The organism is Nostoc sp., from assembly GCF_036917195.1.
Classification (GTDB): Bacteria; Cyanobacteriota; Cyanobacteriia; order Cyanobacteriales; family Nostocaceae; genus Nostoc.
This window is the reverse complement of sequence record NZ_JBALDG010000006.1, coordinates 25,954-50,790: the sequence shown is the minus strand read 5'-3', so window position 1 is coordinate 50,790 and position 24,837 is coordinate 25,954. Positions and strand designations below refer to the sequence as shown.

Sequence of the window (24,837 nt, the reverse complement as noted above, 5' to 3'; positions counted from 1 at the left end):
GATGCGGCAACGTTGGCATGAATTTAATCGCTTTCGTGATTGTGTCGATGCCGCATTCAAACAATGTCCTAACGTATTTGCGTAGGGCTATAAAATCTATATTTGCAGATGTGGACGATGAGTAGATTTTTGAATTGTCAGAAAGGTTTGTCATTTGACGCAAAAATCCGAACTAGAGGTTGTTTACTGATTGTTTGTAGTTAGTGGAAGAAATAAGGAATGTAGCGATTAAATAGGCACACTTAATGCTGATTAATACCTATTTGTTGGTCAATCTTTTCCATTAGCTTCAGTGGCGTTTCAATACCTGGTGTACGACCAAAAGAGACTTCTGCAAAGTCAGCTTGCAATTCCCGCGTCTGTTTTACTTGTTTGAGGAGGGTAGTTTTGCCAACTCCTCCAAACCCATAAACCTGAAACAGCAGTGGGTTGGACTCTGGAGATACCACCAGTGCTTTGGCAAATTTAGCTAGAAAGTCATGAGCCTGTTTGCGAGAGATGTAGTAAGGTGTTGGAGTTGTCATCTGGCAATGGAAATACTTGGTCAGATGTATAGATTTTAGCGACTCCTACTTGAATTCAACATCTAAAATTGCCTATTTGAAGGAATTCTATAAAAATTAGATTGAACCATTGTAATTTTTAATGCTAAATTTGAGCCTTTTAGGACAACAGGCGATCGCACTACCATTAGGTGTAAAAACCTTAATTTATAGTACAGTAACCTCATCTGCAAGAGAGAAATTATTCAATTTTGGCGCGGAGTGCAGGAGATGGAAAGAGACTTTCAAATCCAGCTTGTCGCTCGTTTAAGGATTCTATAGCATTGTTCCAAAGACTTTCATAATAAAAGAAGGTTACGCCTAAACCGCGTTCTTGGGCAGCTCGCACCTGAGACTTAATTTGCTGCATGGGAACTGGATTATTTCGTAACCCTGTCATAATGCCAATTCCAGTTGGAATTATTTGTTGCGCTTCTTGAATTTCTGCGCGAGAAATATTTGCCACAAAACTTTGCAGATTCGGACGATAAATTTGCACAATTAACTCGTCCACAATATTTTGCCGCATCCAACTCAGCCAATCTTGCAGGTGAAACTTGTAAGCCAAATCATAGTAATTGGGAGCAACGGAGAAAATCGCCTGGGGTTTTCTCTGCTTCACTGCTTGGTTAAGTTGTACCATGAACGCCGTAATTTTATCTGCCCGCCACTGTACCCATGCCGCATCTTGGGCATTGCTTGGGGGAGGATTATTAGTTTCTTGGGTGTACAAGGCAACTGTATATTGATCGTAGCCAAATTCGTAGGGCAAACTCATGTGATCGTCAAATTGAATGCCATCGGCATCATATTGAGTAATAGTTTCCAGCACGAGATTGGTAATGAACTGTTGCACTTGTGGATGAAAGGGATTGAGCCACATCACCTCACCAGCTGCACTGATTGAAGTTTGGCTACCATCCCGCTTTTGTGTGAACCAATCTGGGTAATTCAGTGCCAGTTCTGAGGTTGAGGGAGCCATGAAACCAAATTCAAACCAGGGAATTACTAGCAATCCTTTGTGATGGGCTTGGGTAATCAGGTCTGCCAGAATATCATGCCCATCTGAACCTTTGTAGACAAAAGGTTGAATACCTGCACGTTGTGCTAGGGCACTGGGATACATCACATAGCCAGAATTCCACACTACAGGATAGATTGTGTTGAGGTTCATCTGTTGTAGTTCACTCACCGCATCCTGCACTTTGGCGCGACTCTTGAGGGTGTCAAAATCATTGGTGGTCATCCAAACCCCGCGAATTTCCGGACGGGGTAACTGTGCGATCGCAGGGGTGAAGTTGTCTACCAGCAATACCGTAACAAAGGATATTAAAATGAGAATCGGAAAAAGATACTTGAGCAATATCTGACGACAAGCTGCTATACATCTACGCCGCCAACTTTGAACAAGAAAAGGTAATTTCATAGATTTGAATGATGCGTTAGCTACCTACACACTCCATTGCTCGCTTTGATGATTGAATCTACTAACCATTCATATAGTCTACAAGTATTTATGCTTACTACAGGATTGATCAGTTGGTAGTTGTTCATTCCCTGCTTATGGAACTTTTGCACCAGAAAAACTAAAGCAGACCTAGCAAAGTTATAAGATGTTTGACGCAGCTAGTAGTCATTAGTGCCCAATGTCTATTGGGCATTGAGGATTGGTTATACTTCATCTTCCTGAACTCCTACCCTGGGCGAAGCTAAAGCTACATCTCCCTCAGCCTTTTTCTTCTCTACGAGACGCTTTGCGTAGCAAGATCCCTGTAAGGGTACAATTTTGAATTTTGAATGAGTGAATTTTGAATTGATTTCTCCCACGCCCTACCTGTGTCACAATAAAGAACTGTAATAAGAAAAATATTGTTAAGGTAATTTAGTGAGTCCAACTGCTCAATCCACGGCAAGTGCGCGTCGCGTAGTATTTCCTTTTACGGCAATTGTGGGCCAGGAAGAAATGAAACTGGCGCTGCTATTGAACGTGATTGATCCCAAAATTGGTGGTGTAATGATCATGGGCGATCGCGGCACCGGTAAATCCACAACTATCCGGGCGCTGGCGGATCTGCTGCCAGAAATCTCCGTGGTTGCCAATGACCCCTTCAGTAGTGATCCTAGCGACCCCGACTTGATGAGCGATGAAGTCCGCCAACTGTTAGAACAAGGGGCAGAATTTCCTGTAGCTCAGAAAAAAGTCCAAATGGTAGACCTGCCGCTAGGAGCTACAGAAGACCGAGTTTGCGGCACAATCGACATTGAGAAAGCTTTATCTGAAGGTGTCAAAGCCTTTGAACCAGGACTGCTGGCAAAAGCTAACCGAGGCATTCTCTATGTAGATGAAGTCAACTTACTAGATGACCACCTGGTAGATGTGCTACTGGACTCTGCTGCCAGTGGATGGAACACTGTAGAACGGGAAGGTATTTCTATCCGTCACCCAGCGCGTTTCGTTCTTGTGGGTTCTGGAAACCCTGAAGAAGGCGAACTGCGGCCTCAACTGCTTGATCGCTTTGGGATGCACGCAGAAATTCACACAGTAAAAGAACCAGTTTTGCGGGTGCAAATCGTGGAACAACGGGCGGATTTTGACCAAAATCCTCCAGTATTTCTCGAAAAGTACAAACCCGAACAAGAAGCATTGCAAGAGCAAATTGTCAATGCCCAACAGCTTTTGCCAGAAGTGAAAATTGACTATGATCTGCGGGTAAAAATTTCTGAAGTCTGCTCTGAACTGGATGTAGATGGTTTGCGGGGTGACATTGTTAGTAACCGTGCCGCCAAAGCCTTAACAGCATATGAAGGACGCACTGAAGTTACAGTTGATGATATCCACCGCGTAATTACCCTATGCTTGCGTCACAGACTGCGGAAAGACCCCTTAGAATCGATTGATTCTGGTTACAAAGTCGCCAAAGCTTTTAGCCGCGTCTTTGGCGTCGAACTACCAGAAAGTGATACTGCACAAAAAAATGGCACAGGTCAAAAGTTAGGGGCTAGGGGTTAAAAGAGACGCGATTAATCGCGTCTGTACAGGAGTTAAGAGTTTTGAATGGAAAGCTGCTTCATAACTCACAACTTTAATTCCTCACTCAGCACTGACTACATAACTCACAACTCCTAAGTCAGCACGGGCTAAACCATAGCTATCCGCTAACAACATTCAACACTGACTATGAGATTTTGGTCTTTTTGGTTCAATAGCTTCGTTCTATCTAGTCAATACAATCCGCCCAGGTTTGTAGAATTATTGATGCTCTTATTAGCGATCACTATGCTAGCAATAGCCACTATTTTACCCGACAGACCCTATTTAATCTTAGGCTTGAGCCTAGTAGTTGGGGCATCTATTTCTATCTTAGTACGGGAAGCGATCGCCCCCTCACCCCAGACACGAATTACCCAACTGACAGCATCGCTATTGCTTATCATCAGCCTCTATCAATTCGGGGAATTGTTTTACCAACAGTAATACATGCAACTAGGGTTATTTATGGGATGTTCTGTTGATATGTTATGGCGATCGCACCATAAATAAATCTACACCACATCGGAAGTATCCTAATTTTGCCAAAATAAACCAAGCCTGCGTAGGCAAGCTATTTATGGGATGCTCTGTTGATACAGCAGTTTGCAAGTAAGTGAGCTACAAAATGCAGGACTCACGCATCAGATATAAAGAGTTTCTACCTCTGATGCTGATGAATACGATGTTGAAGAAGTTCTGGAAAATTGACGTGAGTTTTTAACACTCCAGGACGGCACTTGCTACCCTGCGGGAACGCTAAGAGCGAACAAGTCGGGAAACCGCAAGGGCGCAGTGCCTCAAATTGATGGAGAAATCCGCTACAGTCTTTATCATTCCAACTTCCGGGATTTCTTAAGTAAGCAAGTAAATTTTGGTTAGACTCTATACCGTTTCTCAGTTGAGTCCAATAGAAACCTAACCCCCAACCCCTTCCTTATAAGGGAAGGGGAGTAAGATTCAAAGCCTCTCTCCGTTTCGGAGAGAGGTCAGAGTCAGAGTGCATTCGATAATAACAGCGCGTCTGCTATGTACGAAAATTGGTGAGACAGTTGACCTGGGGAACATCCTAGAGTGAAGATAAAAGGGTTAGATATCTTGTCAAAGTACTAAACACATCTGATGTCGCCTGATTTCCTTTCATTTCCCTGCTTTTGGGGTAAAAACGGAGGGTAAGGGCGATACATATTAACGCGGCAAAAAACTTAAAAAAGTACGCACGGACTGCTAAGACGTGCGGCAGTCGCTACAGCGCTGGACTCACCGCAACGCGTTGCCTTGCGTGGACGCAGAGGGTTAAATGCGCCGTCTTACCCCGATGAAGCGTCAAGAAATAACTGATTAAATCAAATTTTAAGCGATTTAATCATATATTTTGTAGCAGATACTTGTGGAAAAGCAAATGCTAGGTGTAAATGTTGTTATGAAAGTTGGCGATCGCGTCCGTGTTAAAGAATCGGTAGTAGTGTATCATCATCCTGAACATCGGAGTCAGGCTTTTGACATCAAAGGCACAGAAGGTGATGTGGTAGGTATTGCCACCCAATGGCGAGGCAGACCGATAAGCGCTAATCTGCCGATTGTAGTCCAGTTTAGTAAAAAGTTTAAAGCCCATTTACGTGAAAATGAGTTAGAAATCATCTAAATCACTTATCGCCGGCGAAACCACTGGAAAATATTCAGTTCGCCGCGCATTCTTTTAAGCTCTTGCCGATGCTGTTCTGCTGTTGTATAATACCATTCACAATAACGCTGAAACTCTGACCGTGACCGAACTTCGTGGTAGAACTGGTGGGTTGTTTGGTAAGCAGCAAAAGCTTCCTCAACTTGGGGTTGAGGGGATGGCATAATATAAGGTAAATTTTTAGACATAATGTTAATTGAGTTAGAAGTTAGGAGTTAGGGATTAGGAGTTTGGAGTTTGGAGTTAAGAGTTTGGAATTCAGGCAATTATTACATTTCATAATTAATAACTCATAACTCATAACTCATAACTTTATTAAAGCCAACCGCGTAAGCGATAAACTAAAGAACCAATGTACTCTTTTAAAGCACTGGTAAATTCGTGCAAGTTGTCGGTATCAGGTAATAAATTCAGTATAGCGGCTTTGGGAGTGCTGCCGAGTTCTTGCAGTTCACCTTCACTCACAAGAAAGTCAGTGGGTGCAGGAATGACATTGATTCCTTGACGCTGGAAAATCTGAAGCGATCGCGGCATATGCATTGCCGATGTTACCAATAATACTTGGCGAATGCCACGAGATGACAAAATTTTTTGGACATTCACTGCATTTTGATAAGTATTCAGAGATTCAGGTTCCTGGACAATTGCCTCAGATGGGATACCGATAGATGTGAGTATTGTTGCCATATCTGCCGACTCTGGTGAACCACTTCCACGCCAATCAATCCGACCCCCGCTGAGAATGATTATAGGCGCTTTTTTTTGGCGATATAGTTGTGCAGCATAAATCACGCGATCGCCTGATTCACTTAAATCGACGGTAGGTCTTGGGAAAAAAGCTGATTTGGTTGAGCCACCCAAAACCACAATTGCTTCTGCAACTGGCATTTGGGCGGGTGGAAGATTTTGCCATTCTAGCGATCGCACTAATGATTTAGCAATCCAAGCATTACTAGAAAATAGCAATAAAGTTAGGGCAAAGGCAATTGCGATCGCCGCAGTGAACGGTCGTTTCCACAACGTGACTAATGCTACTACCAAGCTCACGCAGGCTAGTCCTAGTGGATAAAAGAATAGTGGCAGTAATTTAGAAAGATATAAAAACATATTAGAGCATGGGGCATGAGGCATAGGCGAGGACTGGGGGCTAAGAAAGAAGCAGGGGAGTAGGGGATAAAAGAACTATTGACTAATGCCCAATGCCCAATTCTCAATGCCCAATGACGCTAGTTGCTGTTTCTCCTGTCAAAGACGCTGCGCGAACAACGGATAGCGCAGCGTAAAGCCTGCGGCATGGCAACTCTTAGAGACGCTCTTGCGTTCGCTTAGAGCGAGTCATCTCCCAAGGGGAGACGCCAAAGGCGAACGAGCGTCGGGAACCTTGGCAACGCACTGGCTCCCCAATGCCCAATATTACTTTTCCCAAAACCTGAAATTGAAACTGCTTCCAGGAGTGCGACGGTAACGGCGAGCGGTTCTTCTTGTTTGCCGTTTGTTTATCCTTTCGTTCGTTGCTTCAACTTCGCCCTCTTCTAACTCTTCAACTTGCAACTGAGTTCTAGTTTCTTCCTTACTTCCCCACCAAGCAGTAATCCAGCCTCCAGCTAAAGCGCCTAATCCACCTAGCAAGATACTCATGGGTGCTGGATACCCTAAATATACAAAGCCAAGCATGAAAAATAACCAGTATTTCAGTCCTGTATCAACGCCATCAGAAGAAGCTACAGTTGGGGGCTGGGCGCTATTACTGGTTAAATTTGTGATCCAGCTGAGGATGAAACCCCCCATGATTCCTAAGAAGATGCTCAGGGCTGGTGCAGAGCCGGTCATTATTAATATAAATGTTAAAAAAGCCCCAAATAACAGCTGAGAAAAGAAGCTGGGAGAAATACTGAAAAAGTCGTTCTTTTTGTCTGCCATAGGGTAAAAAAACCTATTGGGGAATTACTACTTTTAATTGTGCCTGTTGTGGTTGAGTTGTATCGCAAATCTTTACGTAAGATTGTTCTTCTTCAGTGAAGGGTTCAGCTTGTTTCAGTTGTGAGTCTAATAAATCGGCGGTGGCATCAGCGATATCACCAGTGCGGTTATTCAGACGCTTTTTTAGAACTTCAAGGGGTGCTGTGCATTGGATAATCTGAAGGGCAAGTTGATGCTTCGTAGCTTGAGCGATCGCTTCTTGCCGTAACTGCTGTCGATCATACTTGGCATCCAAAATCACTGAAAAACCTTGTTGAGCCAGTATAATTCCCAATGACAACAGCCGTGTGTAGGTTTTTTCGGTCATCTCAGGTGTATACAAATCATTGCCACCCTTTTCCCACAGAGAAATTCCCCCTAAATGTTTCCGCACCGCATCAGACCGAAGGTGAATTGCTCCGAGTTGACGGGCTAAATACCTTGCTGTGGTACTTTTACCAGAACCCGACAACCCCGACATCAAAATCAGTTGTCCCAGCTTTGGTTTAGTGTACTCCCAAGCCTGTTTGTAATAATCAGCGGCGGTTTTTGTCGCTTCTTCCTTTACTGTCGCAGGTACACTCGGATCGTCTAGCAAAAATGAAGTTACCTTTGCTCGAACATAAGCTTGACGACTCAAATATAAGGGCAACACCTGTAAACCTTCCCAGTCTCCAGTTTGCTCTATATAGGAATTCAAAAAAGCATTACCTAAATCTTGACGCTGCGGTGCTTCCAAATCCATCACCGTGAACGCCACATCATACATAACATCAACAAACCGAAACGGCTCGTTAAACTCAATGCAATCGAACAGCAAGATTTTATTGTGCCACAGCGCAATATTTCTCAAGTGTAAATCCCCATGACATTCACGAATATAATTGTTCTGAATTCTGCTAGCAAATAATTCTGGACGTTCTGCAAAAAAGTTATCTGTATATTGCTTTGTTTCTGTAAACTGCGCCTGAGTTTGGGGGCCACCAATATACTTCTCAGTTTGCTGATAATTCTCGTCAATTGCAGCCCGGACGTTTGGCACTTCACCAAAACTGCGAATATAATCATTCGTCTGTGCTTGGGCATGGTATTGAGCCACGACCCGTCCCAACTCTTCTAAACGTGTCTCATTTAAGTTACCCTGTTCAAAAAGTGTACTTAATAGCGACTCTTGAGGAAACTGGCGTATCTTCAACGCGTATTCTACAGCCTCAGCCGTTCCCCCTAGCTGGTATTGCTCTTTTACCTGAGTTATGGGCAAAACTTCTAAATACAGTTCACCAGCACCCCGCTGATTTAACCGTAACTCTTCCTGACAAAAATGCTGCCGCTTATCTAAGGTAGAAAAGTCCAAAAAGCCAAAATTCACAGGTTTTTTCAGCTTATAAGCGTAATCCCCAGTTAACAGCACATAAGAAATGTGGGTTTGAATTAGTTGAATGGGTTCTGTTACCGCATGGGTATAAAATCCCGGCTGCAACATTTGCTGAATTAAAGCTGGAAGAGTCGCTTCTGTCATCTCTTTCCTTTGCGAGTTCAAAAACAAAAAAACCAGGAGTTTCCCCCTGGCTATCATCAAAAATTATTACACACTTACGTAGCTTCAGAGGCTGGTTCACCCTCTAACTCAGCCTCATCCTCAGCAGCAGCACTGATTTGTGGCTGCGAAACGCTAACTACAACTCGCTCCGTATCACCAAGAACTGTGACACCTTCAGGCAAGACTAGCTCGTGAATACGTAAGCTATCTCCAATTTGCAGGTTAGAGACATCAATTTCAATTATTTCAGGGATGTTTTCTGGTGCACAACTCACTTGTAATTCAGTGATAACAGTGTCTAAAAAACCACCTTCTTGTTTAACACCAACAGCATTTCCCAGAAAACGCAGCGGTACTTCTACAGTGGTGTCGCCGTGACCTGCAACTGCGAAAAAGCTGAGGTGGTAAGGCGTACCTTTTGCGGGATGAATCTGAAGTTCCCGCAGCAAGGTTTTACCGCGCCAAGGTGCATCGGTAATGTTTAACTCAATCAAGGTGTTGTTGACAGAAGCTCTTTTGAGCAAGCGTTCAACAGTTTTGGCATCAATGGTCAAAGAAATTGACTCTGTACCCTTGTGACCGTACAAATTGGCAGGTATTAGTCCAGAACGGCGCAAAGCTCTTGGCTTACTGCCTTCTGGGCGTTTTTGAGATTCGACTGTAATAGCCATAGAAGTTGTTAGTTGTTAATTAGAATTAGAAGACGCGATTAATCGCGTCTGTACAGGATGTTAGGAGTAGAGACGCGATTTAATCGCGTCTGTACAAAATGTTAGGAGTAGAGACGCAATTAATCGCGTCTGTTAGGAGTTAGGAGTTTTGATTTAATTACTCACTCTTCACTCTTCCCTTTTAACTGTTAACTCCTTCACTCTTAACTTTTAACTAAGCACTTAGCAAGGTAGCAGGTGTGCCGTCGGCCTGCAATAAAGCGCGTTTGGGCCCGTGGATGGGGTCTTCTACGATTATGGTTTGATCACGGCTAGCTCCTAGTGAGACGATCGCGATCGGGACTTCCATCAATTCAGCGAGGAATTTTAGATAGTCCAGTGCTTGCTGTGGCAAGTCTTCTAGGGTGCGGCAGTGAGTTGTTGACACTTGCCATCCTGGTAAAGTTTTGTAGATGGGGCGACATCTGGCAAATTTACGGGAACTGGTGGGGAAGTGTTCGGTGCGATCGCCATCTATGTCATAGGCGACACAAACTTGGATTGACTCTAATTCATCGAGGACATCCAGTTTGGTGAGCGCCATACAATCCATACCATTAATCCGCACGGCATAGCGACCGATGACGGCATCAAACCAGCCACAGCGCCGTTTACGTCCGGTGGTTGTGCCAAATTCGGCACCGCGATCGCACAACAATTCTCCCAACTTTCCATCCAATTCGGTGGGAAATGGCCCCTCTCCCACTCGTGTCGTATAGGCTTTCGATACCCCAATTACTCGGTCAATCATTGTCGGGCCTACCCCTGTACCAACGCAAGCCCCCCCGGCCACAGGATTAGAGGAGGTGACATAGGGATAAGTTCCATGATCTAAATCCAGAAGCGTGCCTTGTGCGCCTTCAAACAAAATATTGCGCCGTCGCCCAATCGCATGGTATATTTTTAACGATGTATCAATAACGTAAGGTCGCAAACGTTCTGCATAACCCAGATACTGTTCAATCACCTCTTGTGCATCTAGAGGTGGCAAGTTGTAAAGCTTTTCTAAAATGACGTTTTTATAATTAATCGTCCACTCCAACTGCTCACGTAGCCCATCAGGGTCCATCAAATCTAAAACTCGAATACCTGTACGTTCAGATTTGTCAGCATAAGTCGGCCCAATGCCCCGACCTGTTGTGCCGATCTTATGGCTTCCACGTCGTTCTTCCGATGCCTGATCAATCAACCGATGATAAGGCATGGTAACGTGGGCTGTCTCAGATATCAGCAGGTGGTCAGTGGAAATATTTAATTCTTTTAGTTGGTCGATTTCTGCGATCAAAATCTGTGGATCGATGACTGTTCCACAGCCGATAATGCAATCGGTATTTGGATACAAAATACCAGAGGGAATCAAGTGCAGTTTAAAAGTCTGACCTTTTACTACAATCGTGTGTCCAGCATTGACACCCCCTTGGTAACGTACTACAACATCTGCCGAACGGCTGAGTAAGTCAGTTATTTTACCTTTTCCTTCATCGCCCCATTGGGCACCTATGACAATGACGTTAGCCAAGAGCTTATATTAAGAAGTAAAGTTTCCACAAACTATAATTATTAACATATTGCTTGAATCATGTCAAGCTTATTCCAGAATAACTTTGCTGTTTTCAATTGAGTTAAAAGCGCGGTTACAAACCACACGCAAGTTGTAATAAGAGTGGCTCGCGGGACGCTAGTCGCTCATGGGGAGCCAACGGGTTCCCCGGCATAAAGGAGGCAATGCGCCCTTGCGGTTTCGCGACTTGTACTCTTACGGGGATCTTGCTAGCAAGAGCCTTACCCTTATGAGAAGCAACTGCCGTCAAGTGGCGTGGAAACCCCCTGTAAAAGCGCGGCTCCCCATGAGCGACTGGCTGTTAACGAGGCTTTACCCACCTCCGTGGGTTTTAAACCTCGTTAAAAGCCAGAGTCTGGCAATGCGCCTCATTGGGCTGCTGGCGCAAGTCTTAAGGCAAAGCCTCACAACAGGCATTATGAGGCAGAGCGTGAAGAGACGAGAAAAACTCTCAAATACTTATCAGACTTGGTTTTCACGTTAAGTTTACATGTATCCACATCTGTGCAATTCTACGGCAAATTCCATTGTAGATTTATCATGTAATTTGACTATGACAGCGATTACCATCAACTTTAATCACGTCGTCAAACTTACCAACGACCAATTTTACCAACTGTGTCGGGATAATCCTAATGTCAAATTCAAGCGCAACGCCAAGGGAGAATTAATTGTAATGCCAGCAACGGGGGAGAAACTGGAAAATGCAATGCCAAGCTGACTACACGGTTTATTCTGTGGAACGAACAAACCCAACTTGGAGAAGTATTCGACTTTTCCACTTGCTTTAAACTTCCCCCCAACCGTTCCCCCGATGTATCCTGGATACAATTATAAAGATGGAATGCACTAAGTACCGAACAGCACGAGAAATTTCCTCCCATCGCTCCTAATTTTGTTTTAGAGCTAATCCCCATCTGATAGTTTAAGCGAGATGTAAGCCAAGATGGGCGAATATACGGTTGCAAAAGTGCGACTTGGTTGGCTAATTTTTCAAAAAACATCTCGAAATTTATACATAATGACAACCAAAAGAAGTATTAGAGTCTCTCACCAGCTTGTCTGGAGAAAATATATTACCTGGTTTTGGATTTAGGGATAGTGTGGGGTTAATTACAATTCCAAACAAGAGACGTAGCATTGCAACTACAAATGCTATGCATAGGCAAATTCTTTGAACCAAACTGCATTAACTATACTACTGTTAAAAATGAATTTATATTAAAAATTAGCGGATTTATTTGTGATTATTATGTATAAATTATCATCCCGATCAATCCAGATATTTACAATTATAACAGATTGTATTTTGTTACCCGTGATATCAAAAACTTTAAAATATTCTCAGTATTTGTTTTTAATCTTTAATCTTAATTGATGGAGGTCATCTGCGGCATAAAGGGCGATCGCATGATCAAAAAATGGTATAGAGTTCAAAATCTGAAAGCAATATTTATCCTAGCATTGGCAGTTGTATTGACTAATGCTGTAGTCTCCTATAGCAATACTGTTAAGCTGATTCACAATCAGCAATGGGTGATATCCTCCTATGAAGTTATTACCCAACTTGAAAGTATCCAATCTCTACTCAAAGATAGTGAAACAGCACAACGTAATTACCTTATTACAGCAGATGCAGATGATCTACAAACCTATCTTGCAGCCTATCAACAAACTAATAGCAATATTCAGATTCTCAGCAATTTAACTACTGATAACCATCAAAAGCAGCAGTGGATTTCTTTGCTGGAGCCGAAAATTACTAATAGGCTCAACATTCTGCAACAAGAAATTTACCTCAGACAAAAGCAGGGATTAGAAGCAGTTCGGCAGCAAATATTATCTGATAAAGACAAGCAAATCGGCAAAAGAATCCAACAGCTGATTCATGACTCTTTAAAGACGGAGCAAAATTTATTACAGCAGGGAATGCAGCAGTTACAAGCAAGTTCCCAAAAGGCAATAGTTACATTTTTTATCGCTGCTATTGTAGATTTGGTGCTGGTGACGCTGCTGTATGACTTGTTGTGGCGTTATATCAGGCAACTTCAGCAGACGGAACTGACCCTACGCCAAAGCGAAAATCGTTTACGAGCCATGATAGATGCAGAACCAGAATGCATCAAGTTAATTGCCAGGGATGGCACCCTTTTAGAAATTAATGCCTATGGGCTGGCAATGATGGAAGTGGAAAGTGCTGATGTCTTGATTGGTAAACCAATCGATACCGTAATTGTACCAGAGTATAGAGCAGCCTTTGCCGACTTGCATAAAAGTATCTGCCAAGGTAACAAGGGGACTTTGGAGTTTGAAATCGTTGGATTTAAAGGCACCCACCGCTACATGGAAACCTATGCTGTACCATTGCGTAATGAATCTGATGGTACATTCATCTATTTGGCACTGACGCGAGATATAACCCAGCAAAAACAGGCAGAACAGAAAATCCGTGAACAAGCTGCGTTGCTGGATGTATCAACTGACGCGATTCTGGTGCGAAATATCCACAACGAAATATTATTTTGGAATAAAGGTGCTGAACGTCTGTACGGCTGGAAGGCTGAGGAAGTTGTGGGTAAAGATGTTTTGCAACTTTTGGATAAAGAGATTTCACCACAGGTAGAAGATGCTTACTTAAGGGTGATGAATACGGGTGAGTGGCGGGGTGAGTTGCATCAACTGACAAGGGAAGGTAAAGTAATTATCGTTGAAAGTCGGTGGACACTGATCCGAGATGATAATGGACAACCCAAATCCATCTTGAGTGTGAACACCCAAATTACGGAGCAGAAACAACTGGAAGCTCAACTTCTGCGATCGCAACGTTTGGAGAGTATCGGCACTTTAGCTAGTGGTATCATCCATGACCTCAACAATATACTATCCCCAATTTTAATGTCAGTTCAACTCTTGCAGAAGAAATTGCCTGATTCGCAGAGTCAGCAAATACTGCAAACTTTAGAAAATAATGTTAAACGTGGCGCTAATTTGCTCAAGCAAGTGTTATCTTTTGCACGGGGCATCGAAGGTAAACAGACAATTGTCCAAATTCAGCCATTGATGGCAGAAATTGAGCAAATTATCGCTCAAACATTCCCTAAATCCATCATTTATCAAACAGATATCCCCAAAAATCTGTGGAACGTCTGTGGAGACACAACTCAACTACATCAGGTGCTGATTAATTTAGTAATCAACGCCCGTGATGCTATGCCCAATGGCGGTATCTTCAGGATTGTGGCGGAAAATGTGGTGATTGGTGAACATTCTACCCAGATAAATATTGATGCTAAAGTGGGTTCTTATATTGCGATCGTGGTAACAGATACTGGTATGGGGATGTCGTCAGAAGTCCAAGAACGGATTTTTGAACCATTTTTCAGCACAAAAGAGGTTGGCAAAGGTACAGGTTTAGGACTTTCCACGGTATTGGGCATCATTAAGAATCATGGTGGTTTTGTCAATGTTTATAGTCAGGTAAGTAGAGGTACTCAATTTACAGTGTACTTGCCTGCCTCAACATCCAGAGACACACATTCGCTGTCTCAAGAACTGGAATCGGTTATAACAGATGGCTAATTGATTTTGGTGGTGAAACTATCACAAACTACAAAAATCCTATCAACCAAAACTTTTTGCCCATCTGGGAAATTAGTTAATAGAAATAAAAAATATCAGTTAATATGATACGCCGTTGTCACTATTCTTTTGTTTGGACGCTATACGGATTCGACTCTTGGGTATTCGTTATGAATCCACCATACTTTTATTTTATTAGACTGTGCAGGTACGCTACCTGAGATTGAATATCCTGCCTGAGTCATTAAGGTTTCAAAAGTATTTGAGTCGATAACCGTACAATTAAAAGCTGTTATCCCCTGTATTTGATGTCTGTTTAGGGTCATAGCTACCCTGGTAAGTCGTAAAAATTCTATATCCTGGTAATACTAAAGCAATTCCAGTGTAACTGTGAATTTTATCGGGATATTTATAGGGAATATTATTATCTGGTACGCTCCCACCAATGCGAAAACTAAAACCAAGTAACCATATATACAAACTAGGGAGTAGTAAATCTATGCTATATGCAATAGCTCTCATTGCCTTATTTTGTTTGAAAGAAGCACAATTTTTGGCTATAGCGAATTTTTTGGAGATATTTTTCCAGTTTTTGGTTTCTAACACGGTCTTAATTTCAATTCCCAATAGGGATTTTAGTAAGTTTCAAGCATTTCAATCCCTATGAAGAATAGGTGTTTTGCAACTTTACCCTAATCTTATGCACTTTGCGCCTCTGCGGTTCGTTAAAAAAATGACTTTGACAAAGAGTGCTAACCTTAACTCAACCATATTGCTTACGCACAGGTAACCAAAAATTGAACCGCAGAGGCACAGAGAACACGGAGAAATAAGAGTTTGAGAGGTATTTTTCGTAAGTCCTGTTTGAGCTAACCGCAAGTGAGTTTAAATGTGAGAAAAATTAAACTACTAGGTTTGATATTAATTAGTTTGGCAATGGTGTTGTGGTTTAATTTGCGTTCCTCAACACTGTCAATACCGACTGTTGCATCTTCACCACCAAAAACTATCCGCTACTTCGAGCGCACTTTGCCTCAAAGCATCGCTCATATCCTGTTAATTCCAGCTAATAGCGGATTTTTGGTAACTCCTGCACTATCACAGAAGGTAGCTACAGTAGAGGAATTTGCCCAGAAGCATCGAGCCGTAGCTATCTTGAACGCAGGCTTTTTTGACCCAGCCAACCAAAAATCTACATCATATATTGTCCTACAAGGGAAGTTGGTAGCTAACCCCAAGGAAAACGAGCGGCTAGTGAACAATCCCAATTTAAAACCTTACCTGAGTCAAATTTTCAATCGCACAGAATTCCGCCGCTACTTATGTGGGCAAACTATCCGCTATTCGATTGCCCTACACAGTCAGTCACCACCAGCAGGTTGTCAATTAGTCGATGCCATAGGCGCAGGCCCACGCCTGTTACCAGAACTCACCTTAGTAAAAGAGGGCTTTGTGGATAATGCCAATAGACGAGATGCACTTGGTAGCAACCAACCCAACGCCAGAACTGCCGTGGGTATCACCCGTGATGGCAGCGTTGTTTTAGTTATGGTGGCTCAAAAACCCTTAGTTTCCGCGAACTCTGGGGTGTCCTTACTAGCATTAGCTGATTTGATGAAAACCCTTGGTGCTGATAAAGCGATGAATCTAGATGGAGGGAGTTCCTCTTCGCTTTATTACAATGGCAAAACCTTTTACGGGAAGGTTGATTTGGAGGGAAATCCTATCAAGCGTCCCGTGAAGTCAGTTTTGCTAGTTCAGGAAAACTAGTATAGAACGCTATCTGAGGGAGCAAATCTTTACTTTCACTCTTAATTTAAAATTTTGGCTAATGGACGCTGTTTTCCCATATGCGTTATTTCAGTCTACTCATACCATTTCTTTGTGAGGCTGCGCTAAATTTTCTTAGCTTCTTATTTCTTTCTTTGTGTTCTACCCTGCGGGAAGCCACTTCGTTTCTATGCGTTCTTTGCGGTTCGTTCCTCATATATGGTGCATCTTCATACAGAATTGGTATCACTGGGGATTCCTCATAACCCAGTATCTCCCTCTAGGCAAAACCATCAGTCAACTCTTTCCACTCAGTTACAACCACAACATGGAACATCAGGCAGATACACTCGGCACACGCCTAATTATTGCCACTGGCTTGCGTAACTTAATGGTAACGTTAGAAAAACAACAAAAAAATGCTCCTCCTAGTTGATTATCTTCTCACCCAGGTGGTAATAAACGAGTTAATGATTTAGAAAATCTCATTACTCGTAGTAACTACAATCGTTACGCCTATGAAGAAGTGGGGCATCATGCAGAAATTCAAGCACTGTGAAAAAGCTACTTGAAAAGAAAAAATCAACAGAGGAAAAAAATAGCCTTTTTGATGAATCAAAAAACAGAATTATTTCGTCATTTAAACTATCAATTCCCTATCTATTTCTACTGGAGGATGATTTATGTCATCACAACTACTGCGATTTATATATTTAGGCAGTCTTGGCTTATCTTTGTGTCTGGGCAATTCCGCAGCAATGGCGCAATATGATTCTACTGGCGAAGGTGTAGTAGTACCAACAGTACCATCAGGCGGCAGATCAGCACCAGTACCAATAGATACATCGACAGGCATACCACCTTCAGTTGACGGTACAACTCGGTTTAGCTGTCAGACTTACAATGGTCAATATACTGTCATGTATCAGCCACAAAGTCAATCCGGACAATTCTTTCCTTGGGCGGCACCTGCGGCTTTGGGCGGTGGTTGGGATGCACAAAGGCGTTGTGCAGCAATTGCCAGTCGTTTAGAACTTTATCGCCCAGATGGCTTACAAGAACTCCAGACAGCTGTAGAAAATAACGAAAATATTGTCTGCGTCACAACTGAAGCTAACCCAACCTGTAGAATTGTGTTGACAGTACCGCCTGGGAAAGACCCCTATGTTATCCGCAATAGCGTTTTCCAGAACTTGACTACTGCTGACAGTGGACAGCAGACCATAGCCGTTGACACTTATGGCGATCGCAGTAGTGGAGGCAACGAATTATATAATTTAGGACGCACACTTCTAGGCAGTGGTAATAATCGGGTTAGTTCATCTAGAAGTGGGATTAATCTGAAACCTTTCCTTGATCGCAAAGATGGCGGTACCGGAAACAATTTGCGGGGTGGAGTAGCAATTCGTCGTCAGTCTCAGCCTAACGGTGCTCGTCTAAATCCTCAAAATTTCCGCTAATATCTAACCGAAATACTGAGATACAGATTTAAATTAAGGTGGGCTGTTATGCACCTTAATTTAAATCTGATCGAAAACCGCTGATTAATATCATGTCCGGGAAATTACTTATAATCTGCCTGTGATTGCGAGTGTCACGCTGAGAATAATTGCTGTGGGACAAAAGCATCCCCAAACCTGCAATTATTTTTTTTCTTAACCTTTTGCTAGCTGTTTCTTAATCTAACTGGGATAGTTTGAGGGTGCCCAATTAAGAACTAATACTAAAAAGTCATGTAGCTGTCTTCTAACAAGCTCTAAGAATAGTGGTTTGGAAGACGTATTTTATCTTGTTCATATTAATATTGCGTTCACCGTACCCCTGCTCTTAAATAAGCTACGCGTAGCGGACGCACCAGAGGGTGTTGGCATAGCTATCACTCTTAACTGCAAAGTACATCTTTGCAGTTAACGGTCTTTCACTGACAATAAAAATGACATTTATACTCCAACTTCTTCACGTTTCGGATTTTGAATGTGGAATTGACACTACCAGTACTAGCCCTCAGACTTTTGATGCTGTTTGTTTCTCAGCACTACTAAATCGCTTACAGACTAATTATTGATACCGACAAAATTGGGAGTTAGAGCTAAATAAGTATCATTTCTTCAGCCTCAAATGTATCCTCATCTTTACCACTTTGAATCTACTCCAGAACTAACTTATGGTAACTACTAATACAATCCGCTTTTCCCAATTCAATGCTTCCTTAAACCGCAGCACCCAAGGTCAATTAGTGACCGATTTGTCAACCCCCGATAATGCTCAGGCAAAAGCTGTTGCGGAAATAGTCCAGCGTAACAACCCGGATGTGCTGCTAATTAATGAGTTTGACTACTCCCAAGAGGCAGTTAAACTATTCCGGCAAAATTATTTAGCCATCAGCCAAAACGGTGCGACTCCCGTTGACTACCCCTACTTTTACATCGCTCCCTCCAACACGGGAATTACCTCTGGATTTGACTTGAACAACAACGGCGCAGTAGTTACAACCCCAGGTAAATCAGGATATGGCGATGATGCCTTCGGATTCGGTGATTTTCCTGGTCAATACGGGATGTTGCTGCTGTCCAAATATCCCATTGACACTGCCAACATCCGCACCTTCCAAAACTTCCTCTGGAAGGATATGCCTAATGCTTTGCTTCCCGATGATTCCACAACACCACAGCCAAATGATTGGTATTCTGACCAGGAACTCAAAGTTATACGCCTCTCCTCTAAGAGCCATTGGGATGTACCCATTCAGGTGAATGGGGAAACAATTCATGTCCTCGTCAGCCACCCTACACCGCCAACCTTTGATGGCGTGGAAGACCGCAACGGTAAGCGCAACCATGATGAGATCCGCTTTTGGGCAGATTACATAACTCCTGGTAAAGGCGATTACATCTACGATGATGAGGGTAAAACGGGCGGTATTGATTCTGGTTCAAGCTTTGTGATTATGGGCGACCAGAATGCTGACCCATTAGATGGTGACAGTTTTGACAACGCTATTCGCCAGCTGTTGCAAAATCCCAATATCAATACTAATGTCATCCCTACCAGTCCTGGCGGGCCCCAACAAGCAGGCTTACAGGATGGTGCAAACGCTAGCCAAAAAGGCAATTCGGCTTTTGATACCGCAGACTTTGCTGATACGACCCCTGGAAACCTACGGACTGATTACGTGCTACCCTCCGCTGACCTGACAATTGCCAACTCAGGAATATTTTGGCCGCTGAATACTGACCCGACATTCTCCCCAGTAGGTACTTTTCCCTTTCCCAGTTCTGACCATCGCTTGGTATTCGCAGATGTGCAAACTAGACCAACTCAAGCGGGTAAAACCATTTCTAATCTGGTCTTTGAAAGACAGACTACCTTAGCTACTAGCTTTATTCCTGCTGGTCCTGCGGGAACTGTGAATGGAGTTTCTACTCCATTAGGTGGACTGTCTGGTGTCACTTATGATGCGGTTAATAACCGCTACTACGCTATCTCAGACGATCGCTCCCAAGTTGCCCCTGCCCGTTTTTATACCTTCACTGCTGATACTGGAGTGACTTTTACCAATGTCACGCCCCTAAAAGATACCAACGGCAACTTTTTTGCAACCAACAGTCTCGACCCTGAAGGTATTGCTTTAACCAATAATGGGACAGTCTTCATCTCTTCAGAAGGCGAAGTTAATCCTACTGCGGGTCGCGTTACTAATCCCTTTATTAAGGAATTTTCCCTGACAACAGGACAAGAAGTACGCTCGCTACTTATCCCCAAAAAATTCCTACCAGTAGTAAAAGACACTAACGGCGATGGTATTGTAAATGCAGGTGATACGCAGATATCAGGTGTTTATAATAATTTGGCATTTGAAAGCCTCACAATTACACCTGACCAGAAAACCCTATTCACCGCTACTGAAAACGCGCTATCCCAAGATGGATTAAAAGCTTCACTCATCAGTGGCAGCCTTTCTCGGATTCTGCAATACAATCTGGTTAGTGGACAGCCAGAAAAGGAATACCTCTACATCACCGATGCGATCGCCCAAGCACCCGACCCTAGCACAGCCTCCGCTGACAATGGTTTGGCGGATTTATTGGCAATAGATAATCGTGGTACTTTCCTTGCGTTAGAACGCTCCTTTGCCCAAGGTGTAGGCGACACCATCAAAATTTACGAAGTTTCTTTGCAAGGTGCAACTGATATTAGCTTCTACGATTCTCTGAATAATTTAAGTGCCGAACAACTAGCAGCGATCGCACCCGCTCAAAAACGTCTTTTGTTGAATTTAAATGACCTGAACCTGCCTACTGATGCTAATCACCCCACTGGAGTAGATAACATTGAAGGTCTTGCCTTTGGCCCCAAACTAGCAGATGGTCGTCAGTCGATTGTGCTAGTGAGTGACAACAACTTTGGTAGCACCCAATTTACCCAAATCCTCACTTTAGGTGCAGACTTAGTTCCCACCGCTGCACCTACAGTAGAAACTCGTCCTGATTTATTTGATGATCCGGCGCTCCCCACATCTCAACGGGCTGATGCTGATGACCCTGCTATCTATGTTAATGCCACAAATGCTGCTGATAGTTTAGTCTTAACCTCAGTAAAAAATGCTGGACTGAGGGTTTATGACCTGTCTGGTAATTTGTTACAAACGCTTAATCCCGGTGGTATTCGCTACAACAACATTGACCTGCAATACGGTTTTAAATTAGGCAATCAATCTATTGATATTGCCGTAGCTAGCGATCGCGGCAATGATAAACTAGCAATCTTCAAAATTAACCCCAACCCCAGCACCCCTGGTCAGTATTTGGAAGATATCACCGATAGCAATATTGGCACTATCTTCCAAGCCTCACCTTTTGAACCTCCCTATTCCGCATCAACTCGCAGTTCTTACGGACTTACCTTATACCGTAGCCCTGTAACTAATGATTACTATGTCTTTACCAGTCGTCGCCAAACTGGAGATATAGCTCAGTTGAAACTAATTGACAAAGGTAATGGCAAAATTGGCACTGAACTGGTGCGGGAGTTCACCATCCCCTCACCGACGACAGCAGAGCGTTCTCCCCAAACAGAGGGTATGGTAGTTGACCAAGAAACCGGCTTTCTCTATGTAGCCCAAGAAGATGTAGGCATCTGGAAATTCCAGGCAGAACCGGATGGTGGCACAACAGGCAAGCTGATCGATCGCGTCCGTTTTGAGGGTGGTTCTCACCTTACCGATGACGCAGAAGGGTTGACCATCTACTATGGCAAAAACGGCACAGGTTATCTGCTAGCATCCAGCCAAGGCGATAGCACCTTTGTTGCCTACACCCGTGAAGGCAATAACGAATATGTGGGTAACTTTGCCATTGGTAACAATGGGTCAATCGACAGTGTACAAGAGTCAGACGGTGCAGATGTAATTAACGTGCCACTGGGGCCTAACTTCCCATTTGGTTTATTTGTTACTCAAGATGGCTCTAATGAACCTGCTAAGCCAATCGATGGTGAAGAAAACGTTAGCTCTAACTTTAAGCTGGTGCCTTGGGAGAATATAGCCAATGCCTTCCCCAATTCTCTAAATATTGACACCACAAGTTACGATCCCCGCAATCCTGTTGCCCAACCCAAGCTGAGTATCTATGAATTTGAAAACCTACCTAAATTAGGAACAACCTCTAAAGGTCAAGATATTTTCTTGGGTGGTTTCTCCGGGTTGTATTTCCAAGGGTTTGCAGCAAATGGCAACTTGAAATTTGTCACTAATACAGACCGTGGCCCCAATGGAGAATCTAATGGTTCAAACAGACCATTTTTCTTACCCAACTTCCAGCCAGAAGTAGTCAGCTTTGAACTCAACCGCAGCACAGGTGAAATCAACATTACCAACAGAACAAAGCTATTTCGCCAAGATGGGACGACGCCATTAACGGGACTGCCTAATTTGCAAGCAGGGGCAAATGGTACAGCTTATACTGATGAAATTGGCGTGGACTTAGACAACCAACCCCTAGCGAACGATCCTTTGGGTGCAGATTTAGAAGGAATTGTAGTTGCAAAAAATGGAGATTACTGGATGGTAGATGAATATCGTCCGGCAATTTACCACTTTGATATTAATGGTAAACTGATTGACCGCTTTATTCCCAAGGGAACTGCCACAGCACCCAATCCAGATCAACCAGCTGGAACTTTTGGGACTGAGGTATTGCCAGCAGTTTATGCCCAACGCCGCAATAACCGGGGATTTGAAGCTGTAGCCCTAGAAGGTAATAAATTATATGCCTTTATTCAGAGTGCGATCGATAATCCCGATGTCGCTAATGATGCGACTTCCAAAGCTTCTCTCAACCTGCGAATTCTGGAGTTTGATATTGTCAGCAAGCAAGTGACAGGAGAGTATTTATATCGCCTACAAGGTTTACCAGGAACCGATAAGATTGGTGATGCAGTCTCTTTGGCTAACGGCAAATTTGCGGTAGTTGAGCGAGACGACAATGCTACATCTGCTGGCAATAAACTAATTTACCAAATTGATTTAGCCGGGGCGACCAACATCAACAACCCTGCTAACTTTACCTTGCCAGCTGGTAAGACCATTGAACAACTCACCACTGCTGAGTTAGCTGCTGCTAATATTACCCCTGTCACTAAGAACCTAATCGCTAATGCTGCTCAATTAGGTTATACCGGAGTAGAAAAATTAGAAGGTTTGGCACTGGTAGCACCCAACACTCTAGCCTTAATTAACGACAATGACTTCAACGTTACGGGTAATACAGCTGCTGAAAAACTCGGCATTCTCGAATTACCCAATAACCTGACAGGTGTACAGCCTACCTTCCCAAACGGTTTTGGTTCTAATAACAGCGATACTGTCAATCTTGATCCAGGACAATTCTTTAATGCAGGTGACGGAGCAGACTTTGTAGAAGGCACTCAAGATAACACAATCTTGGCTGGAAACGGTGATGACACAGTACTTGCAGGTAGTAACTCTTCAGTATCCGGGAATGACGGTAACGATCAGATATTTATTGGTCAAAACAGCCCAGTTCAAAATACCAATGCAGATGGTGGTAATGGTAATGATGTTATTACCGTGGTGGAAGCCAGTGGTAGTAATAATTTGTTTGGGGCGGCAGGTGATGATACTCTCACAGTAATTGAAGGTTCTCGTCAATCATTATTCGGTGGCTCAGGCAATGATACCCTCAGCAGTGGCGCTAGCAATAACCGTCTCTACGGTGGTGATGGTGATGACAAACTCTTCTCCAGTGTCAATGATTTTCTGTTTGGTGGCGATGGTGATGATGTGCTATTTGCCGGTCAAGGAGGTGGCGATCGCCTCAGTGGTGGTGCTGGTGCTGACCAATTCTGGATTGCTAACGCCAGTCTGCCAACTAGCAAGAACATTATTACTGACTTTACAATTGGGATTGATAAAATCGGGCTTGGCGGTGTTGGCGTCACTCAGTTTAGTGCTTTAACCTTATTGCAACAGGGTAATACCACTCTGGTGAAAACCGGAAATACAGAGTTGGTTTCATTGCTGGGAATTACCTCAACTAGCTTGACTGCAAATGACTTCGTTTTCTCTGCTAGTGTTATGGCTTAATACACTGTTGCGTAATAAGCGTAGCGTTTTTAACGTATCCCGATGCATTAACAATGTATTGGGATGCATTGGCATTGTAGGGGGACGCATTAACAATGTATCGGGATGCATTGGCATTGTAGGGGGACGCATTGGCATTGTAGGGAACGCATTGGCATTGTAAGGGGACGCATTAACATTGTATTGGGACGCATTGGCATTGCAGGGGGACGCATTGGCATTGCAAGGTATTGCCAAATTTAATTCGCTACGAATTAATGAAATGCTGTACTTAGTTTGTTCGCCTAGCGTCATTCCAGGCGTATTGCCTTACGAGTACCTGTAAAATTGATGCGAGCGCTAGCCAATTCAAACTGCAAAAAATCAAGTTTTTTCTTTTGATAATTATCAGAAATAGTTTGGATCTCAAAGCATAAATATTTAGCGTATAGCAGTCCTAAATCATTCGTGAAAATTGCAAATTGTTGCAACCACCCTGTAGTACCCTCAAAGCATTCGGGGGACGGTGTTAGCCGAGGGGTGAATTTTCTTACAACTCATTTAGGATTGCTATATAATTTTTAGAAATAAAGTTTATAAACTTTAACAAATATTATTTTTTTGATGAGAGTGGATTTTAATCATTTCTTCTGTTTAATTTATTCTTCTCTTAATCTTTTCATGGAAACATCTTTAGTGCTAGCTAAGTTTTGTCATAACTACTATCGACAGATTGAAATTAAAAATCTCAGTCTTCCACACTTTTGACTCACTAACACAGATTAGTAGTTGACGTTACATTATCAGTTCTCAAGCTTTCAATAACTCTGAAAAAATATGTTTTTTGTAAATGTATTCTCGGCGTTCAGACAAAATCGGACT

17 protein-coding genes and 2 pseudogenes are annotated in these 24,837 nt (G+C 43.1%); 9 read left to right on the top strand and 10 right to left on the bottom strand.

The genetic code is table 11. From position 1 onward, the window contains the following. Positions 1-242: 242 nt before the first annotated feature. The gene (locus V7K40_RS01580; RefSeq protein ID WP_334956084.1) at positions 243-524 is read right to left on the bottom strand and encodes an NB-ARC domain-containing protein; all 282 of its coding nucleotides are present in this window, start codon (positions 522-524) and stop codon (positions 243-245) included. Positions 525-744: 220 nt separating this feature from the next. After that, positions 745-1,968: a glycoside hydrolase family 10 protein gene (locus V7K40_RS01575; protein WP_334956082.1), complete on the bottom strand. Its 1,224-nt coding sequence runs from the start codon at positions 1,966-1,968 to the stop codon at positions 745-747. Positions 1,969-2,427: 459 nt separating this feature from the next. Here V7K40_RS01575 and bchI point away from each other — a divergent pair, with 459 nt between their 5' ends. Both bchI and V7K40_RS01565 read left to right on the top strand, forming a co-directional pair. Further along, complete coding sequence (bchI, locus tag V7K40_RS01570; RefSeq protein ID WP_334956080.1) at positions 2,428-3,552, top strand: magnesium chelatase ATPase subunit I; 1,125 nt, start codon at positions 2,428-2,430, stop codon at positions 3,550-3,552. Positions 3,553-3,720: 168 nt separating this feature from the next. Beyond that, positions 3,721-4,017: a hypothetical protein gene (locus tag V7K40_RS01565; protein ID WP_334956078.1), complete on the top strand. Its 297-nt coding sequence runs from the start codon at positions 3,721-3,723 to the stop codon at positions 4,015-4,017. 42 nt (positions 4,018-4,059) lie between these two features. Here the strand turns inward: V7K40_RS01565 and V7K40_RS01560 are convergent, their stop codons facing one another. After that, on the bottom strand, positions 4,060-4,182 hold the full coding sequence (locus V7K40_RS01560) for a hypothetical protein (protein WP_334956077.1): 123 nt from the start codon (positions 4,180-4,182) through the stop codon (positions 4,060-4,062). Between the two features lie 790 nt (positions 4,183-4,972). Between V7K40_RS01560 and V7K40_RS01555 the strand changes: the two genes are divergently transcribed. Further along, positions 4,973-5,215 carry a ferredoxin-thioredoxin reductase variable chain gene (locus V7K40_RS01555; protein ID WP_334956075.1) on the top strand — a complete coding sequence of 81 codons (243 nt, stop codon included), beginning with the start codon at positions 4,973-4,975 and terminating at the stop codon, positions 5,213-5,215. A 5-nt stretch (positions 5,216-5,220) separates the two neighbouring features. On the opposite strand, the gene V7K40_RS01550 is transcribed toward V7K40_RS01555, so the two are convergent. The 6 genes from V7K40_RS01550 to V7K40_RS01525 form a co-directional block, all read right to left on the bottom strand. Next, positions 5,221-5,442: a hypothetical protein gene (locus V7K40_RS01550; protein WP_094329446.1), complete on the bottom strand. Its 222-nt coding sequence runs from the start codon at positions 5,440-5,442 to the stop codon at positions 5,221-5,223. A gap of 127 nt (positions 5,443-5,569) precedes the next feature. Further along, complete coding sequence (locus V7K40_RS01545; protein ID WP_334956073.1) at positions 5,570-6,361, bottom strand: YdcF family protein; 792 nt, start codon at positions 6,359-6,361, stop codon at positions 5,570-5,572. A gap of 306 nt (positions 6,362-6,667) precedes the next feature. Further along, the gene (locus V7K40_RS01540; RefSeq protein ID WP_334956071.1) at positions 6,668-7,174 is read right to left on the bottom strand and encodes a hypothetical protein; all 507 of its coding nucleotides are present in this window, start codon (positions 7,172-7,174) and stop codon (positions 6,668-6,670) included. Positions 7,175-7,187: 13 nt separating this feature from the next. Beyond that, complete coding sequence (locus V7K40_RS01535; RefSeq protein WP_334956069.1) at positions 7,188-8,732, bottom strand: AAA family ATPase; 1,545 nt, start codon at positions 8,730-8,732, stop codon at positions 7,188-7,190. 74 nt (positions 8,733-8,806) lie between these two features. Further along, positions 8,807-9,424 carry a 50S ribosomal protein L25/general stress protein Ctc gene (locus V7K40_RS01530; protein ID WP_334956067.1) on the bottom strand — a complete coding sequence of 206 codons (618 nt, stop codon included), beginning with the start codon at positions 9,422-9,424 and terminating at the stop codon, positions 8,807-8,809. 214 nt (positions 9,425-9,638) lie between these two features. Continuing rightward, positions 9,639-10,982, bottom strand: a complete 1,344-nt coding sequence (locus V7K40_RS01525; protein WP_334956065.1) for an adenylosuccinate synthase — start codon at positions 10,980-10,982, stop codon at positions 9,639-9,641. 595 nt (positions 10,983-11,577) lie between these two features. Between V7K40_RS01525 and V7K40_RS01520 the strand changes: the two are divergent. Beyond that, a pseudogene (locus tag V7K40_RS01520) lies at positions 11,578-12,137 on the top strand (Uma2 family endonuclease). A gap of 297 nt (positions 12,138-12,434) precedes the next feature. Continuing rightward, positions 12,435-14,603, top strand: a complete 2,169-nt coding sequence (locus V7K40_RS01515) for a PAS domain S-box protein (protein ID WP_334956063.1) — start codon at positions 12,435-12,437, stop codon at positions 14,601-14,603. A 282-nt stretch (positions 14,604-14,885) separates the two neighbouring features. Here the strand turns inward: V7K40_RS01515 and V7K40_RS01510 are convergent, their stop codons facing one another. Then, entirely contained in the window at positions 14,886-15,209 is a 324-nt protein-coding gene (locus tag V7K40_RS01510) for a hypothetical protein (RefSeq protein WP_334956061.1), read from the bottom strand. A gap of 285 nt (positions 15,210-15,494) precedes the next feature. Here V7K40_RS01510 and V7K40_RS01505 point away from each other — a divergent pair, with 285 nt between their 5' ends. The 4 genes and pseudogenes from V7K40_RS01505 (at position 15,495) to V7K40_RS01490 (ending at position 23,976) form a co-directional block, all read left to right on the top strand. Next, positions 15,495-16,373: a phosphodiester glycosidase family protein gene (locus V7K40_RS01505; protein ID WP_334956059.1), complete on the top strand. Its 879-nt coding sequence runs from the start codon at positions 15,495-15,497 to the stop codon at positions 16,371-16,373. Between the two features lie 262 nt (positions 16,374-16,635). Next, positions 16,636-16,932, top strand: a pseudogene (locus V7K40_RS01500) (M48 family metalloprotease); the annotation flags it as partial. Positions 16,933-17,056: 124 nt separating this feature from the next. Further along, positions 17,057-17,833: a COP23 domain-containing protein gene (locus V7K40_RS01495; protein ID WP_334956057.1), complete on the top strand. Its 777-nt coding sequence runs from the start codon at positions 17,057-17,059 to the stop codon at positions 17,831-17,833. Positions 17,834-18,537: 704 nt separating this feature from the next. Then, entirely contained in the window at positions 18,538-23,976 is a 5,439-nt protein-coding gene (locus tag V7K40_RS01490) for a phytase (protein ID WP_334956055.1), read from the top strand. Positions 23,977-24,837 lie beyond the last annotated feature (861 nt).

What these genes read in the sequence shown, in the direction of transcription:
- V7K40_RS01490 (WP_334956055.1), top strand. Translation starts at nt 18,538, where the DNA reads ATGGTAACTACTAATACAATCCGCTTTTCCCAATTCAATGCTTCCTTA.
- V7K40_RS01495 (WP_334956057.1), top strand. Translation starts at nt 17,057, where the DNA reads ATGTCATCACAACTACTGCGATTTATATATTTAGGCAGTCTTGGCTTA.
- V7K40_RS01565 (WP_334956078.1), top strand. Translation starts at nt 3,721, where the DNA reads ATGAGATTTTGGTCTTTTTGGTTCAATAGCTTCGTTCTATCTAGTCAA.
- V7K40_RS01580 (WP_334956084.1), bottom strand. Translation starts at nt 524, where the DNA reads ATGACAACTCCAACACCTTACTACATCTCTCGCAAACAGGCTCATGAC.
- V7K40_RS01545 (WP_334956073.1), bottom strand. Translation starts at nt 6,361, where the DNA reads ATGTTTTTATATCTTTCTAAATTACTGCCACTATTCTTTTATCCACTA.
- V7K40_RS01540 (WP_334956071.1), bottom strand. Translation starts at nt 7,174, where the DNA reads ATGGCAGACAAAAAGAACGACTTTTTCAGTATTTCTCCCAGCTTCTTT.
- V7K40_RS01550 (WP_094329446.1), bottom strand. Translation starts at nt 5,442, where the DNA reads ATGTCTAAAAATTTACCTTATATTATGCCATCCCCTCAACCCCAAGTT.
- V7K40_RS01515 (WP_334956063.1), top strand. Translation starts at nt 12,435, where the DNA reads ATGATCAAAAAATGGTATAGAGTTCAAAATCTGAAAGCAATATTTATC.
- V7K40_RS01530 (WP_334956067.1), bottom strand. Translation starts at nt 9,424, where the DNA reads ATGGCTATTACAGTCGAATCTCAAAAACGCCCAGAAGGCAGTAAGCCA.
- V7K40_RS01555 (WP_334956075.1), top strand. Translation starts at nt 4,973, where the DNA reads ATGCTAGGTGTAAATGTTGTTATGAAAGTTGGCGATCGCGTCCGTGTT.
- V7K40_RS01535 (WP_334956069.1), bottom strand. Translation starts at nt 8,732, where the DNA reads ATGACAGAAGCGACTCTTCCAGCTTTAATTCAGCAAATGTTGCAGCCG.
- V7K40_RS01575 (WP_334956082.1), bottom strand. Translation starts at nt 1,968, where the DNA reads ATGAAATTACCTTTTCTTGTTCAAAGTTGGCGGCGTAGATGTATAGCA.